Genomic DNA, 16,927 nt, shown 5'->3' with positions numbered 1-16,927 from the left:
GCCATACAGCCAAAAGATTTCAGTGACGAGTTTTACTGCTTCTTGCTTCTTTTTGGGAAAAATTGCGAAGCAATCTCCGAAGGAAACAAGGTGCACGTCTGGTACGCAAGACAAGAGAGCTTCCTATTCCTTCCTTTTTCTTCTTTTTTCGTTTTATATGGTCGCAATTAATTAGCAGTCATTGTTTTATGGTGTTTTGTTTGAACCTTTGTTTCGTAAGCACATCGGAAGGCGCCCCGGTAGCAGGCTTGCACAAACAGAATTATAAACGTCAAATAATTTTTTTAAAATGGCAAAATCAAAAGACAACCTGATCATGCAGGGCACATCAGGTCGAGTAGGACGGAACCTTGTGTTTCGATTAAAAGGCGATCAGACTATTATCGCTAAAAGAGCCCGGCAGAAGACGAACCGCGAGTATTCGAGCGATCAACAGTCTGTCATGAACAAGTTTACAAGAGCCGCACTGTACGCTAAAGCAGCAATACAGGATCCGCAGCTCAAGCAAGCTTACCAGGCAAAGGCCAATGTCAATCAGACGGCTTATAACGTAGCCTTTAGAGATTATCTCGTAAAGCCCTATGTAGCACTACTGGATGATATGGGGTACCAAGGTAATGCAGGTGAAAAGATCTCCTTGTTGATCAAAGACGTACTTCAGGTCCTCAGTGTCAAAATAGAAGTGCTTAATGCTAGTGATGTGGTTGTCGAGAGTGGAGCAGCCACAGTCGCACCACTTGACACCACAAATACGCATTGGAACTATACCATGACTGAGGAGAATCCCGATTACGAAAATTCGAAGTACAGAATTACGCTGACGGATACCCCTGGCAAGAAAGCTGTAGAGATCAAAGACTACGGTGAGGATGCCACTGTAGATTAGTGCTTGTGAGAACACTATTGGAATGGGCCTTCGGGCCCTTCCTGATGCCGATAGTTCGGGAGATGCTCTCATAACAGCTATAACTTTACAATTACTAAATACTAATAAAAATGGCAACATGGACATACAGACTGCCCGCTTCCGATCAGAGGTGGAAGGTTGGAGATAATTTTCTTCTTTCAAATTTGAAATATTACTTAATCAGTGGGTTAGTGGTATTAACCTTACTGTTCACTTTAATAGGGAAACTGCTGGTTTTCGTAGATCCCAAGGCGGGTATACTTGATATAGGTATCCTTACGGTGGCCGTATTTGGCCTGCTGATCGGCGTGGCAGCGATACTGTGCAGCCTGTGGTTGCAGGAGCTCCTGTGGCAACCTTTTAAAACGTTCCGTAAAAATTTCCGTTCACATTTTAATCAATTGACATCATGGCAACAATGTATTCTTTATTTCTCGGTATTCTTCTTACTGCTCTATGCCGGAGTAATGGTGATGAGGGTAGTGTTGTAAGACCTGTTTTATGCCGCTCTGTAGCCGCGGCTGGGCCAGTTCCTTTTCTCTTGACAGAAAAGGAACCAAACCGACTGAAAGGAGTTCATGGACACCATATACAAACAAAAGTCCATAAAGGTCAAGGCTTGGCTGCTCCTCCTAAATTCAAATCCTGGATCCTAAAAATCAAAAACTCGCCCGATGTATCTGGCTCAGACAGTTTGATTTTCTTAACGGTTCCATTATTTAAATTCTTAACGGCATCACAGCCTAGGCCGTTTTTTAAAGCTAGTGCTACTAAGAGCAGATCCGTACAATTACTTCATCTATCGCCTTTGAAGCAGTTCCCCGTTAAGGATGACCTTTTAGCATATGGAGTCAAAGGCCGTAAAGCTATAATTTACAAAAACTCACATTTTGCACTACATAAGGATTTACCTTCGGTGAGCTCGCAAGCTCGGTTCCAGTCTATGGGGAGGAAAAAAGGAATGGAGACCTTGGAAACCGCCTTGATAGCTTTACGAAGCCGTGATGAACATAGGTTAAATAGTATTGATCTTTGTGGCACTTTCTATCAAGGGAAAGTGCCTAGGTGGTCCGCCATTGAGGACAAAAGAAACTTAATAATAGCTATAGCTTCTGCAGAACTGGGCATAAAGGAATCAACAGGCAACAACGATGGCCCTCGCATTGACAATTCTTTACGCCTTGCGCAACCTAGACCGTTTTTTAAAGCTAGTGCTACTAGTTCAATCTGTACAATATCGAGAAATGTCGCCTTCGATATTTTTAAAAATTTGAAGGAGGATGCACAATCCATTGTTTTAAAAATATCCAGCGACGAGTTTTTGCTTACTTTTTGCGGAAAAAAGTATGAGCCCCGCCACGGCTTGAGTGGCATAATAGGTAAGCATTTTGCCATTGAAGACAAAAGAAACTTAATAATAGCTATAGCTTCTGCAGAACTGGGCGTAAAAGAATCAACGGGCAACAACGATGGCCCCCGCGTCGACAATTCTTTAGGCCTTGCGCAACCTAGACCGTTTTATTCAGCTAGTGCTACTAGAACTCCCTTACAATCGGGATTAATGTCGCCTGTGAAGCTTTTGACAATAGCAGAAGGAAGCACTACAGTACAGTCAAAAGGTTCGAGCGACAAGGCTTGGACACTTGGCCGATACCAAGTGTCACGCCCGTCTGGCATGGAAGACAAAAGAAACTTAATAATAGCTATAGCTTCTGCAGAACTGGGCGTAAAAGAATCAACTGGTAACAACGATGGCCCTCGCATCGAACAATACCTGGCTTACACTGGACTAACCAAAGGCTATGAATGGTGCGCTGCCTTTGTCAGCTGGTGCTATGGGCAGTCGGGGCTTTCACAACCGCGCAATCCCTGGTCGCCTGCTCTATTTCCCAAAGCCAAAAGCTATAAGGATACGGATAAGATACAGCCCGCAGACCTCTTTGGCATCTACAGCAGCAGCTTACGGCGCATCCATCATGTGGGGCTGATCAAAGAAAGGCAGGGACAGTTCATCCTGACGATCGAAGGCAATAGCAACGATCGGGTAGAATCGCGGCGCAGGCATGTACGGACAGTGTATGGTTATGCGGATTGGGTTGGTGAGAGTTAAAGGAGTTAAAAAGGGTGATAAGGTTATAAAGTTACAAAGTTAGAGAAGTTACAAAGTTATGAGAGCTTGTCCTGAGCTATCGGGATTATAGAAGTTAGACACGTCACCCTGAGCGTAGCGCAGCGAAGTCGAATGGGTCTATGTACTCTACAAAAATACACAGTAAATGAATTTGGATATGAACACCAGAATATTATACTTCCTGCTCTTCACGGTATGTTGCGGATGCAGAGTAAATAAAGAAAAAAGCGAACGGCTGCATCTGGATAGTCAGTCTCAGAGCCGCCTGGAGGCCAGTGCCTCATGGGTACAGGTCAATAGCCAAGACAGCAGCTACCGCTACTGGTACTTTAGTGGCGACAGTGGCTTTTACTTTCACCCGGACATCGGCCTTTGGAGTCGCTCGGGACAGATCGTATACGGTGAGCAGCGTGCGTTAAAACAGCAAGTTGCGGCAGTAGAGCATAGCTACGATAGTCTAGGTTTTGAAAGCGATCAGGTACAGCAGCTGACGCATACCAAGAAAACCACCTATCCGCTATCCAGCTGGCTGTGGGCATTGGCCATTATCGCGATAGTAGTGGTGTTTTATTGGTGGAGGAGGAAGTGACAGTATGCCCCAGTCCACTTGGGGCGTGCTGTCGTTTACTACATATCTTTTAAGGAGTAGCCTATAAAATTCTGATTGTATTTTTTTAGTTCGGTACACAGTGTCCGTGCTTTTTGTTTCAAGATATCGATATCTATTTTTTCGGCATTGCGCTTTACTTCTGCAAATAGTACGACCTTATCCAAGTCATTGAGGGCTACAATATCGATCTCGTTTTGATTCTGTTTCTCCCAATATGTGCCTATCAGATTGTAGCTTTTTTCTAATTTAAGCTTTTCGATAAAATATTTTTCAAGTATTTTGCCCGAATAGGTTGGATAATCTCGGTCTACTACCTGTCTGATGTAACCCAGATTATTCGCTTCTACGGCACTACGATTCTTGTAAATAAACCTAAACCAAAAACTCAAAAAATTATCCTCGATACTATATTTGACACTTCGGCTATTGGGTTTTGATAATACAGGACGAACACGTTTTATAAGTCCGTATTCGTTCTCCAACTTATCAAGAAAGCCTCCTACCTGTATTTCTAGAATAGATTCGATTTCGGCTCTCGCTGTTTTGCCTAACGCAATGAGTGAAAGTATGGAGAAATAATTGCCGTAATCTTTACCAAACTCCTCGATAAGTACATTTCTGCCCTCATCTAAAAAGAGTGAGTTTTCGGATAATAGCGTGTCTAATATATCATTCTGAGTAAATGCATTTGCTTCTACTAGTAGTTCTACATATTTTGCAACTCCACCGGTTATCATATAGAAAGCTAGGAGGTCTTCGCTCGTGTACTGCGGGGAATGATCTTGAAGGATCTCTTTTAAAGTAACAATGTCAAAAGATTTGAGCAGGATACGATTGTTGGCTCGTCCAAATAGTGGTTCTTTCGCTCCTTCAAAAATCTTTATCATCAAGGAATAAACGGAGCCGCATAATATCAAGTTTATTTTACTTTCGGATTTATGAAGATCCCATAGTTTTTGCATATCCGAGAATATAGCGCTATTGATGGAAGCAAACTCCTGGAATTCATCGATGATAACTGTAAAATGATGTTTCTTTGATAAATCCATCAACCATCCAAACAAATCTTTGAATGTTTTTATTTCACCGAAAAAGGGAATATCTAGACTCTGTTTTACAACCTCTGTGAATTCCAAACAAAGTAACGCTTCACTCTTTTTGGCAACAAATAGATAAATATGACGGGTGTCTTCATATGCTTTGAGTAAGAGGCTGGTCTTACCGATACGCCTTCTGCCCACCATAAAAGTCATCTGAGCTACATGTTCGGAGCGGTCTTCAATTTTTCGAAGGAGCAAAAGTTCGTTTTCTCTATTATAAAATTTCATCCGTGGACTAACTTTTAATTATCGCAACCGTGGTTACAGTAACGGCGGTTGCGATAATAAAGATAGTGTTTTTTGACATATTTTCCGCCGCAGTATAAATATTTCGATATGCTGTAGAGAATAAGGTGGCTTCCATAACTCCATAACGCGGATTTGTTCGCTCTTTTTGGCAGAGCTCTGCCGAAAAGAGCTTTATATCGTTGATAACGGTATCCCTGTTTTCAGCCAATTTTGTGTGATATATCGTCGATGTGTTGCTGGATTCTGTGATTACTGATATATTCGCTAATAAAATAGAACACGCACAGATGAAAGCCCTATATCAATTCTTACTCGTCTCTACCATCGTAGGTACAGTCACGGCATGCAATTCGCAGAATAAAAAAACGGAATCGGACAAAGTGGAAGTACAGGCTACACCGCGGGTGGTCACTTTGGCGGACTTTAAGAAGATAAAGGGGGTGGACAATGTACAGGAGGTACCTTTTCAATTGTTTACCAAGATGGACTCTGTTCATTTTTTCATAGCGCCAAGTGCGGACTCGGCTTACCTCAAGGTACAGCGCCACAAGCTGGATAATTATTACGGCTTTGAGGAGGTCGGTGGCTTCTACGCGATACATTACAGCATCGAGAATAATATTTCAAACAGTATCCAGGCCTTTGTCCTGAAATCGGAATTTACAGCTTCATTTGATCTGACCCTGAAAGGGGCAAAGCTGGATGAGATCAGAAGCAGTACCTATAAAGCCGTGGATGATTTCAAAAATAAATCATTTGACGCATATGGAACGATAGCCGAAGTATCAGAGCAGGAGTTTCTAAAAGCATCAGCGCATCGAGTGGATGAAGTCCTGGTAAAGAACCCCGATGTCAAATTAAAGAACAACATATGGACGTATACGGATAAAGACAAGGCGTATCGTATCACCCCGTATGAGAACACCTCGGAAGAAGAAGGTACGTTCTATAATGCGTATATCGGGCAATCGAAGTTTATGGGACTACAGGTATTTCACGAAAGTTCGGATGCTACGAATGAGACTTACTACACGTTTTATGAACCGATCGCTTCGGTCAGGTATGATCTGTATGCTGCTGGCTATCCGCAGGTTCTTCCGGCCAGAAGCTGCCTGTCGTGGGTTACGTCCAACTCCAGTGTCGGCAGTGATTTTGTGATCAGTAGGTATGTGCCATCGGAAAAAGGGCAGCAAGGCCTGTTGTACGTCAACTTTACCAACTTCAAGATAGCGGATGATGAAAAAGCCTTCTGGGCCGATAAGAATACATACTATGCTGCGGTGTACCCGCTCAATTCGTCTCCTGCAAAAGGTAAAACACAAAAGATGGCTTTTGTCAAGATACAGGTTAAAGAGGAATTGTTTTAGTAAGGTTGTACATAACGTCCTTGCGCTAGTTTATGGAATGTTGTACAGCTAGGCATCTTGTTATATATGAGATATCTTTTATTACCACTGATTGCGTTACTTTTTACATTACAGGCCTATGCACAATCGCCAACCGATCAAAGTCTAGAACAGCTTTCTAAAGACGTTCAAAAGCTTTTTCAGGCAAGGGGATGGAGGTTGAATAAGCTTTTAAGTCGGGGAGGACTATCCTTTTCAGATGGACCAATATGCTATAGAATAAAAGATAGTATTTACTGGGAAGGAGACTCGTGTGAGTGGGATGCTTCTCTAGACTCTTTGTTCCTTACAGATGAAAATATCCGTGATTCGATAGTGTATATGTTGCTGGGAGAGTATGATCCTCAGACAGAATCACAAGTGATGGATATTTATAGCTATACTGATGTGAATGGTCTCCAGGATCTTGGTTTTCCAAATCCGGGAGTATGGGGAGAGTTTCGTGGAGGTATGAGAAGATTTAAGGAGTTGCTCACGAATTATCTATTTCTTTCAATCGGATCTATGCTCAAGGATTCGTCTAGATTCACTATTTACTTTTCTAACCGTGGGCCAAATTTCTTTGATAGGGTGGTGTGCGATGATATGATGTTGCAAGAGGCACTTAGTCGTCACTTTGTGGAAAATGAAATAAAATATCTTCCTCCGATAGGGTATGCTAGGCTACTAATGAGCTATCATGTTTTCGAGGTAAAGAAAACGGAGGAGGGACTTCGTATCGATGATGTAGGGTACGGCGAACCTTTCTTTTACAAGGTTCTACAGGACACTATCTATGTTATAGAACCCTTATACAAAAAAGAAAAGGTTAATTATGAAGCCTCCTTTTTATACGATTCAAAATGGACGGAGCAGGAATTCTTAGCAAGTTCTGGTATTAAGGCCCTATTGCGAGGAAGGGAGAAGGAACCGCTGACTGAAGTACTGAAACAGTTTTGTAATGGAGCTTTCATAAAGCCTTTTAGTGCTATATACGGTATACGAGAAGCTAAATTGTATTCAGATAATTTGATTAAGTAAGCGTGTTATTGAACCTGTCCCCACTTTTATCGGGTGGACAGGTATAACCTGTCGTCATTGCACTGTTTAATAATAGATAATACAGGTCCTTGCGGAAGGTGAGTTTTTTTAATTAGCACCTCGGAGATTTAATGACAGTAAAAGCAAACGTCACCCTGAGTGTAGCGGAGCGGAATCGAACGGGTCTATCAACTGTATAGCGGTGATTATATAGTTTCTAGATATTGCTTCAAAGCGCCCTTTGGGATTCTCCACTACGGTCGATTACTTGTCCCAATTTCGGGATGACGACACCGTTTGCAACTCCGTCATTGCGAATGAAATGAAGCAATCTTAAGGTAATGGTCTACAACTGACCTCAATCAATAAACTCTGTCTTGCAGTAATCAATTTTATAATGCCCCTTTTCAAGAACGAGACTTACCTCATTCTGTGTTTTTATACCCTCACCATAATCGATGAATACACGGTAGATATGGTCTTTGAGTTTCGAAATCTCTAGCTTTTGGAGTTCTCCGATATCGCCATTGCCTCTCCCGAATAGCCACATTTCGCGCTCTTCGATGGGATAGATTTTGGACCATTTGTCTTTATAGCGTTTCTCGGCGGCGGGATATTCTTCGTCCGTCAGGTTGGAAGCACTGTACAGTTCGCCCGAATCGGCAATAAATTCCTGAAATTGCTTGGTGCACAGTTTTTCCTCTACATTGTAGTCGGGAAAGTATCTGTCCGAATTTTTTGTTTTGAAAATGTTTTCCAACCATTGTTTTCCTTGATCGATGGATGTGTCAGTTGCAGTTATCTCCTGCATGTCCGCCCGATTGGATACCTCCTTATTCCCAGTGAGCGTTACAGAATCGGCTGTTTCTTGCGTCGAAGTCGTGTTTTTTTGTGTGCAGGCGCTCATCAAAAAAGCAACCAAGCTAATGCTTAAATAATTTATATGCATAGTTGTCGAAATATAGGTCAATATTAAGGACAATTGAGGACAACGGCAATCCCTATTACCGGCTATATTTTATTCATAAAGATGCTGTTCATCTGTCATGCTGTTATCTATTGTCGCTTTCCTCTTCTTTACCTTCTTGGATCAGCTCGTTCACATCCTGCATCTCGTCCTTGTCCAGATTCTCCACACGCTCTACCTGATCATCAGATTGTCGGTCGATATGGAAGGTGCAGGATACAGGAAAGTGATCCGATCCGATATCGGGGAGAATCGTTAATCGGTCGACGAATACCTGCGTGCTATGGAATAGTAGATCCAGAGGAACCCGAAAGAACCAATACTTAGCATGGAAAGTCGCGAGTATTCCCCGGCCGATACGGGCATCGATAAGCTGGCTGGTTTTTCTGAATAGAATCGAACTCTTTGCCCACGCTACATTATTAAAGTCTCCTGCAACCACGACAGGTAGTGTATAGTGACGTACACGCTTGGCTACGCTCAGAAGGTCACCGTCACGCTCTTTCGAATTTTCTTCTTCGGTGGGACTCGGTGGCGGAGGATGTACACCAAAGAAAATGAAACGGTGCCCATCCTTAGTCTCAAGTTCGGCTTCGATACTGGGGAGATCATCGGCTACAAAATAATGTGTCTGAATCTTTATTACCCGGAGGTGCGTATAGAAGTGCATTCCGTAAGTGTTGTCTAATGTGACTTTTTGAGTATTGGGATAGTCGTTCTCCAGCTGACGTAGTGCCTGCTCCCAGTGGTTATCACTTTCCATCGTAAGCACAATGTCAGGCGCTTCTTTTCGGACTAAGGTTATAAAACGCTCGTACTCCCGATTATCCTGATATACATTACAGGAGATAATTTTAATATGATCTGAAGCTGAAGCAGATTTCTGAATTACTGGTGTGCGCCAGAACTTAGTATACCGAGACAGGATATACATATGATAGATCATTAACAGCAGTTGTATAGACTGTATCGACCAAAAGAGTGGATCTCTGCTGCTAAAAATGAATAGCAGTACAAAGACAGCCCCTTGCAGAATAAGAATCTGTAGCTTTAGGAACTCGGGTACGCGGAAAATCCAATGTTGATGTTGTATAAAGGGGAGGATGCTGAGAAGGATAAGTAAACAGGACAGTAGTAGGATGAGCATATATGAAGTTTGTTTTAAATAAATACACTTGAGCGAAATGTTTTGTTTTTTGTATAGCTGTTTTTTTACAAATAGGGACTATCTTTATTCCTGAATTTTTAAACACTTATGATAACCATCCAGATGATGATGAATGGTGCTTTGTATTCAAAAACAGATAATCTATGATACGCAGTCTATTGCTTGTAGGCCTACTGAGCGGTGTGCTATCTGCTGAGGCTCAAGTCGGTTCCCGATGCTGATCACCTATGACAAAGAGCATGATACATTATATATTGGTTCATCAAATGGAGATACGTCCTATGCGTATGATGTTCTTTGTCTTTGTCGCTGGTAAATTTAAAGAGCGGCTTGTTTATATTCCGTTTTGACCGAAATAGGATAGTCTTGTTTTTTGGTATTGTCCGACTAAGGCGAATAACTTTGAGTGTCTTGTAATGAATCTTTTAGCCTACCAGTGTGTAAATAAATCTTAGACAAAGTCCAGCCATAGCTGTCTTATACATAGCAACTGATTTTTTATAATAAGCACTAATATTAAAAGATGAACAGAAAAAAGTTAACTATTGTCGGACTGGCACTGATGGGGGCTGTGACTTACGGTACGGCTTCAAATGAAGTAAAGGCACAACAGGCTGCCAAGACAGAACAGATCGCTCCTAAGGAATTAAAAGCACTACAGAAGAAGGTTAAAAATAATTTTGACAGTGTGGGGTATCACATGGAGCTGATCAAGGCTATGGGAATCGAAAATCCGGCACTCTTCAGTCTGTATGAGGGCTGGATGAAGGAAAAACCTAAAAATGCGAATATTCCATTTGCATTGGGAGCAGCTTTGGAGAATGAGTATAGCCCCAAAGCGAAAACTTACCTGTTGAAAGCAATCCAGATCAATCCGAATCTGAAGGAAGCCTATGCCGCATTGTGGTCTGATGCGTCACGTTGGGGAGAGGAAGATAAGGGAAGAGAATACTTAAAGAAAATTACGGAAATAGATCCAGAAGATGCGAGCTATGCCTTTTACTATGCAAGTTCATTCAAAAATATCGATCCCGAGAAGAACAGAAGTCTAAGTCTTGCTGTAGCAGACAAGTTCAATACCAGTGAGCGAGGCGCGCAAGCGCTGTATTGGTTGGCGCATCAGACGTCGGATGTTAAAGAAAAAGAGGCTATATATGTACGCCTTAAGAAAGACTTCTCGCCGGCAAAGTACAACTGGACAGGAAGTGGGATGTCTGCATATAGTGACTTGTTAATGAAACAAAAGCGTTATACGGAAGCTGCAGCACTCGCTACAGAACTTTTCGAAATGACGAAGCAGGAAAATTGGCAGCAGAATGCAGAAACCGCAGTAAAATTTGCCCAATATAAAGAGGCGAAGGATAGTAAGGACTGGGATAAGGCACTGGGGGTATTGGATGGTATCAAGGTCTCACGCTATTCATCGGTATTTAAGATGATTCCGGTTGCTAAGGCTGAGGTATTGCAACAGAGTGGGCAGACGGATCAGGCCTTTGCAACTTTAATGGAATTCTATACGAAATCTCCTTCTCCTGCTATTAAAGAATCGCTGACAGCTTATGGACAGGAGCTTGGTAAGGACAAGGGGGCAGTGCAAGCTGCTATATCGAATAGCCTGAGGACTAACGCGCGAGTGGCTACACCATTTGAGTTGAAAAACTATGCAGGAAGCAGCAATAGTCTGGCAGACTTTAAGGAGAAAGTTACTTTCATTACGTATTGGTATCCGGGCTGCGGACCGTGCAGAGGAGAGTTCCCTCACTTCGAAAATGTAGTACGTAAATTTACAAAAGATAAGCTAGCCTATATCGGAATCAATATCGCTTCCTCGCAGAATGATTATGTATTGCCATTCTTGAAGTCCACAGGCTATAGCTTTATGCCATTGGAAGATGTAAAGGGACGGGATAAGGGCAACTTGGATAATAGAGGGGCAGCACCGATGAATTTTCTGATCGATAAGCAGGGGAATCTGATCTTTGAGAACTTCAGAACGGATGCAGACAATGAGGATGAATTGGAGCTGATGATCAATGAAGTCAGCCTACTGTAATCAAAAAAGGGACATCGTAAAGATGTCCCTTTTGTTTTATTAATAGGTATTCTGAACAATTGCCCCTTGACTTGAAATGATCTCTGTTCGTGGAATAGGAACAGCAAATCGTCTGGAGTCTTTGGGTAGCTGATACGTTTTGATCGCTTGGTCAGCCTGTACCGTCGAAGCATTGTACGGATAGAAACTGCGAGTCAAAAGTACATCATCGCCTGCATAGTCATTGTTGTTGAACCTGCGGATGTCGGACCAGCGCTGTGTGTACGGCATCTCTCTACGACGCTCTTCGAGCACCTTCTTGATCGCTTCGTCTTTATTGCTCGCTTGGAGATCCACCCATGCGCCTGGTTTCATCCGTTTGGCCCGTAAGGTATTGACGGTGGTCATAGCAGCCGATACTTGATCTAACCTTGCCTGGCATTCGGCCTTGATGAGTGTCATCTCCGCTACAGTAGGCCCCGAAGGTATACGGTCTTTATAGAAAAAAACGTAACCGGGCCAATCGTACGCAGGCTTGGTCATACCACGGTCGTAGGAATAGCCTTCGACAAAGTGGTACTCGTAGCGCAGATCGTTGTTCTTGTCATAGAGATCGATCAGTTCCTGGCTCGGAACATACCACCAGCTTTCGTGATTCAGCATACGGAAGTACAAAAACTCCTTCCACTGTAACATATCCGTAAAGTCAGTTTGATTGTCGTGCGTATAGGGAAACTGCAATGTGACTGTCTCCGCATTGGGCGTACCAGTATTGATATTGACTGTACTGCTACGTCCATAGCGCATATTGGTATTATAGTCAACAAAAGTGCTATACTCGCTCAATGCTTTGCTGGCAAAATCAAGGGCCTTGTTGTAGTCGTTGCGAATCAGGTAATAGCGGGCAGCTAGACCATTGACTGCAGCCGTATTGGCGCGCCAGTGTCTTGCACGTCCTTGCTGTACAAGGGGAACATTTGCTTTGGATGCTTCGGCAAGATCGGATTCAATCTGTGTATATACTGCATGCAATGGTGCCCGTGCTGTAGACTCTTCAAACGAGGTGGTCAGCTTGATCGGCAGACCAGGCTCATTCTTGTTTGATTCGGTATAAGGAAGGCAGTAGGTATCGACCAAAGTAAGGTAGCTGTAGGCACGGATCAAATGTGCATCAGCTTTCAACCGGTCCTTGTCTGCTTGGCTTCCGCTCACACGGCTTAGATTCTCCAGTACCATGTTGGCATTGAAGATCTTGGTATACTCGTTTTTCCAAAAGTTTTCGCGGGTATCGTCTTGAAGATACTCAATATCCCAAAGGGCAAACTCCACGGCCGCCATGCCAAATGTTGCAGGACGGGCATCGTAGATCTGCTTAGTGAAATTATAATCATCCGTACTGTATATAGCCGTACGGTTGCCTTCGGAATAGAAGGTTTGATATCTATTAAGCAATGCGTCCAACTGATCCGTCGTGGTCACCACCAGATCGGAAGATTTGGATGGCTTTTCATCTAAGAATTTATTGCAGCTGCTGAAAGACAGTGCGGCGGAAATAAGTATAGCTAGGGATAGTTTGCTCGTTTTCTTTATTGTAGTTTTCATCTTTCCTTATTAATTAAAATCCAACCTTCAAACCAAATGTAAAACGTGGACGTGGTTTCATCGTACCTAAGCGGTACTCCGGATCTTCGCCTGTGTTGTTGAATAATACGGTGAATAGGTCATTGCCCTGTAGGTATACCATAGCATTGCACTGCTTTAATAAACTCCACTTTTCCGTAGGTAAGCGATAGCTGGCATTGACCTCTTGCATACGCAGGTGGGACGCATTGGTGACCAAGTAATCCATGTACGGGTAGAATCTATCCCAGAAATAATACCGGGGTTCGATGTCATTTAATGGTAATGGAATGATCGAATTAGGATCGCCATTCATGACTTCGCCTAGTTTATTGTTAGGAAGTAGTCTACTCGTTCCAATGGCTGGATAATTGAACGATTGTTTAAGAAACTTATGTCCCAATTTACCGGTCAGGATGAATGATAGGTTAAAATCATAGATTTGAAAACTGTTGCTAAAACCTAATGTATATGGGGCTACGCGCGTACCGGCATGCAATAAGTAGTCACGACCATCGCCTGGTGTCCAAGTCCCAAAATCATAAAGCTCGCCGTTGGTGCCATGTACCATAGGTTGCTTATCATGCACGCCAGCATACTGGAACACCCATAAGGCATTGGCATCGTACCCCTCTACGTAGGCGCCGTAATCCCGTCCATATAATTCGCTAGCAGCATAATTGGCTACAAATAATTTGTTGACCTTATTTTTGTTGTATGAAAAGTTGAAACTACCACGCCAGGTGATATCGGATCCATGTAATGGTAAGGCAGTACCTAATTCAAGTTCGATACCATGATTGCTGATTTCGGCATTATTCAGCTTCTGTGCGTTGGTTCCATTTACTGCAGGAATGGATAGTTGTGCAATGAGGTCTTTCCCTTGCTTGTTGTACACATCGATCTTTCCATAGAGCTTGCCCTGCCATAGGGAATAATCTATACCGGCATTCCAGGTCGCCGTACGCTCCCAGCGGAGCGTTGGATTTCCATAGCTACTGATTCGGCCTGTATATTCATTGGTATATACATTTGGATTGCTGTCCAGAGCCACAAGTGGGCGGAAGGAAGTTGAGCGATCCACATTACCGTTATAACCATAGGTCAACCTCAGATTCAAACGGTCTAGCCAAGTATACTGTTGCATAAAATCCTCCCTGCCGATCTGATAGGATCCACCAATAGACCAAAATGGCGCATAACGATATGCCGGATCGTCTGTAATCATGTTGGACGCATCTGTACGGATACTACCTGATAGGGTGTACTTGTTCCGATAGGTATAAGCGGCATTGGCAAACATAGAGACAAAGCGCTCGGTACGGTACGTGAAGGAATTGGTGTAACGGAAGGTCTGGTTGCTACCTAACCAGTTCTTGATCGGATTGAAGGTGCCGCCTGGTCCATTCGGATAGCTGCCTACGGTAAGGGTCTCCTCATTGAATCCGTAGGAAGGTGGGGTATAGAACTGTTCGCTTACGATATTACTGATTTCACTACCTGCTATGGCATTGATCTCATGGTCTAATCCGAAAGTCCTATTATAGTTGAGCTGATTGCGGAACGTGTAGGAATTTACAGTGCTGCGACCCCATTCTCTGGGTTTTTCAAAAGGTTGCTCGATCAAGCCACCTTTAGGCAAGTTGGGAATAAAGGTGTTCTTTTTGTTGTCCCAAGCGGTAGCTTCATTGACCCGTTTGCGTACATAGAAGGAGTTTTCTTTGTATAAGTAACGGTTGTTGGTATTGAAGTGCTCATACTGAAGTTTTGTATCAAAGGTAAGCCCTTTAAATGGTTTGAAGGTAAGCCCTCCCATCAAGCGGGTATTCAGTTCTTTGGTGCGGTGATCGCGTTCGTAGATTTCCTGTACGGGATTGTAAGTCCAGTCTGTATAAGGAAAACGATCCATAGGCACAAAACGTTCCATAATAGGCCAATAATACTGATGGATATTGGTGTAGGAGCCATCAGAATTGACCAACATGTCATAAGGAGATAGGTCTTTTATGCTGAAGTTGTCTGAATCCGAAAGCTTTATGCCGTTTTTCTTAAAGTCATTGTACTGCAACATGGTCGATGCATGTACGTCCAACCAAGGGAAGATGCTCGCAGTGGTGCGGTAGTTGAGCATGTAGCGGTCGTTGCCCGTTTCCTTGAAGTTACTCTGGTTGCGCTCATAGAGCATAGAAACTAGATTATTCATCTTGGCACCGCTGCCTTGAAGCGTAAGATTGTACTGTTGAGTAACAGGGGAGGCCAGTAAGAGGTCTTCGATCTGCTTGCGATTGTCCAATGTCTTCAGTCGCTCTAATTCGGCATCGCGATCGGCTAAACTCATGTAGCCCAAATGATGCTCACTGAGGGCAACCAATCCTTGTGACCACTTTTTGTTATAGTTTGATTCCAAAGAACCTGAATTCTCGCTTATGTACCACCTGTTGAAAGCGCGTTTCTCATATTCGATGGTCTCGGCCGAAGAGGCTAGAGGGTTGACGTAGGAAAGATCAAATTTCTTGCCGACACGGGTGAAGGCCTGGAAGTCGACTTTTAACGGAGTACCTTGTTTTGCCTTTTTGGTGACAATAACCACCACACCATTGGCCGCACGTGCTCCCCAAATGGACGCTGCAGCGGCGTCTTTTAAGATGGTGATACTCTCGACATCATTCGGATTGATCGAATTGAAATCCCCCTGTATGGCGAACCCATCCACAACAACTAAGGGGTGTGCATTGGCGGTTAATTCACCCTTACTGTCCCGTATATTGAGACTGGTCTGTCCACGGATCTCGAAGCGTGGGTTGCCGTCTACATCGAGGGTAGCCTGTACACCAGCAGTTGTACCAATAATGCGTTGCGCAATATTGCTTGTCGGTTTTTCAATCTGAGCCTTGTCGATAAGCCCAAAGGAACCTGTGGCTCTTTCCTTATTCAAGGTCTGGAATCCAGTATGGACAACGACTTCTTCGACTTCCTGCTTGGCGAGTCGTAACGTAAGGCTCTGCAGGTTGGAGGCAGCGGAGACCTCGAGATTGTCAAAACCCAGAAAGCTGATCAAAAGGGTTGCACTGCGGTCTACACCATTCAGTTGAAAGAACCCCTTTTCGTCCGTAGAGGTGGAGATATTACTTCCCTTGACTCGGATGGTTGCTTTTTGTAGGGGATTGCCCTGCTGATCTTTGACATAGCCAGAGATAGGGCGCTGTTGGACTATTTCTTCGTCAAAAGAAACAGAATTGGCCTGGCGTGGCGCAGTCAGTGGTACCAAGGATACGACTTTACCTTTGATGACGTAGTCAAAAGGCTGATCCTTCAGTAGTTTGTCCAGCGTCTCCTTGAGGTTTCTATTGTCTATAGAGACCGATACGGGAGCGGCATTCTTTAGGTAAGCACTTTTATAAATAAAAGAATAGCCACTTTGTTTTCTTATTTCCTTAAAGACGGTCTCAAGGGCTGCTTTATCCGTATGTATGCTTATTTTTTGGGCATAGGAGTTGGCGGATAATTGCAAACTGGCACCTAAAGTAAGATAAGTTAACAGACGCATTTCTAATGTGATTTTTGGTGATGCTACTTTGTTTTTCCTAAAAGAAGACAATAGAATATTGTACCATCTTTTAGTATAAGCACGATTATTCATACATTTGATGATTAGGTTATTTATTTAAAATCAGTTGTAAATAAAAATTAGCCTTTAGTATTACAGCAGGGATGTGT

At 43.2% G+C, this 16,927-nt stretch carries 12 protein-coding genes; 7 read left to right on the top strand and 5 right to left on the bottom strand.

Translation table 11 applies throughout. From position 1 onward, the window contains the following. The first annotated feature begins 289 nt into the window (after positions 1-289). The 4 genes from M472_RS33510 (at position 290) to M472_RS33500 (ending at position 3,627) form a co-directional block, all read left to right on the top strand. Positions 290-886 carry a hypothetical protein gene (locus tag M472_RS33510; protein ID WP_021070280.1) on the top strand — a complete coding sequence of 199 codons (597 nt, stop codon included), beginning with the start codon at positions 290-292 and terminating at the stop codon, positions 884-886. A gap of 110 nt (positions 887-996) precedes the next feature. Next, positions 997-1,398 (top strand): hypothetical protein, encoded by a 402-nt coding sequence (locus M472_RS33505; protein ID WP_021070279.1) that lies wholly within the window; start codon positions 997-999, stop codon positions 1,396-1,398. Next, positions 1,317-3,017 carry a C40 family peptidase gene (locus M472_RS45745; protein WP_235049499.1) on the top strand — a complete coding sequence of 567 codons (1,701 nt, stop codon included), beginning with the start codon at positions 1,317-1,319 and terminating at the stop codon, positions 3,015-3,017. Before M472_RS33505 ends, M472_RS45745 begins: the two co-directional genes overlap by 82 nt. 178 nt (positions 3,018-3,195) lie before the next feature. Continuing rightward, the gene (locus tag M472_RS33500; RefSeq protein ID WP_021070277.1) at positions 3,196-3,627 is read left to right on the top strand and encodes an SNARE domain-containing protein; all 432 of its coding nucleotides are present in this window, start codon (positions 3,196-3,198) and stop codon (positions 3,625-3,627) included. 38 nt (positions 3,628-3,665) lie between these two features. Here M472_RS33500 and M472_RS33495 read toward each other — a convergent pair whose 3' ends face one another. Next, positions 3,666-4,976, bottom strand: coding sequence for an ATP-binding protein (locus tag M472_RS33495; protein WP_021070276.1), 1,311 nt, complete (start codon positions 4,974-4,976; stop codon positions 3,666-3,668). A gap of 308 nt (positions 4,977-5,284) precedes the next feature. On the opposite strand from M472_RS33495, the gene M472_RS33490 reads away from it, so the two are divergent. Both M472_RS33490 and M472_RS33485 read left to right on the top strand, forming a co-directional pair. Further along, positions 5,285-6,364, top strand: coding sequence for a hypothetical protein (locus M472_RS33490; protein WP_031301651.1), 1,080 nt, complete (start codon positions 5,285-5,287; stop codon positions 6,362-6,364). Between the two features lie 66 nt (positions 6,365-6,430). Continuing rightward, a complete protein-coding gene (locus M472_RS33485; protein WP_021070274.1) occupies positions 6,431-7,423 on the top strand; it encodes a hypothetical protein in 993 nt (330 codons plus the stop codon). A gap of 358 nt (positions 7,424-7,781) precedes the next feature. Here the strand turns inward: M472_RS33485 and M472_RS33480 are convergent, their stop codons facing one another. Together M472_RS33480 and M472_RS33475 are read right to left on the bottom strand one after the other, a co-directional pair. After that, entirely contained in the window at positions 7,782-8,372 is a 591-nt protein-coding gene (locus tag M472_RS33480; protein WP_021070273.1) for a hypothetical protein, read from the bottom strand. A gap of 103 nt (positions 8,373-8,475) precedes the next feature. Then, complete coding sequence (locus M472_RS33475) at positions 8,476-9,537, bottom strand: endonuclease/exonuclease/phosphatase family protein (RefSeq protein ID WP_022829332.1); 1,062 nt, start codon at positions 9,535-9,537, stop codon at positions 8,476-8,478. Positions 9,538-10,081: 544 nt separating this feature from the next. Here M472_RS33475 and M472_RS33470 point away from each other — a divergent pair. Continuing rightward, positions 10,082-11,611 (top strand): TlpA disulfide reductase family protein, encoded by a 1,530-nt coding sequence (locus M472_RS33470; RefSeq protein ID WP_021070271.1) that lies wholly within the window; start codon positions 10,082-10,084, stop codon positions 11,609-11,611. 39 nt (positions 11,612-11,650) lie between these two features. Here the strand turns inward: M472_RS33470 and M472_RS33465 are convergent, their stop codons facing one another. Continuing rightward, positions 11,651-13,192: a RagB/SusD family nutrient uptake outer membrane protein gene (locus tag M472_RS33465; RefSeq protein WP_021070270.1), complete on the bottom strand. Its 1,542-nt coding sequence runs from the start codon at positions 13,190-13,192 to the stop codon at positions 11,651-11,653. A gap of 13 nt (positions 13,193-13,205) precedes the next feature. Then, positions 13,206-16,850: a SusC/RagA family TonB-linked outer membrane protein gene (locus tag M472_RS33460; protein WP_021070269.1), complete on the bottom strand. Its 3,645-nt coding sequence runs from the start codon at positions 16,848-16,850 to the stop codon at positions 13,206-13,208. Positions 16,851-16,927 lie beyond the last annotated feature (77 nt).

It is taken from the genome of Sphingobacterium paucimobilis HER1398, assembly GCF_000416985.1.
GTDB lineage: Bacteria > Bacteroidota > Bacteroidia > Sphingobacteriales > Sphingobacteriaceae > Sphingobacterium > Sphingobacterium paucimobilis.
Note: the sequence above shows the minus strand (reverse complement) of the source record. Positions and strands in the feature narration are given on the sequence as shown.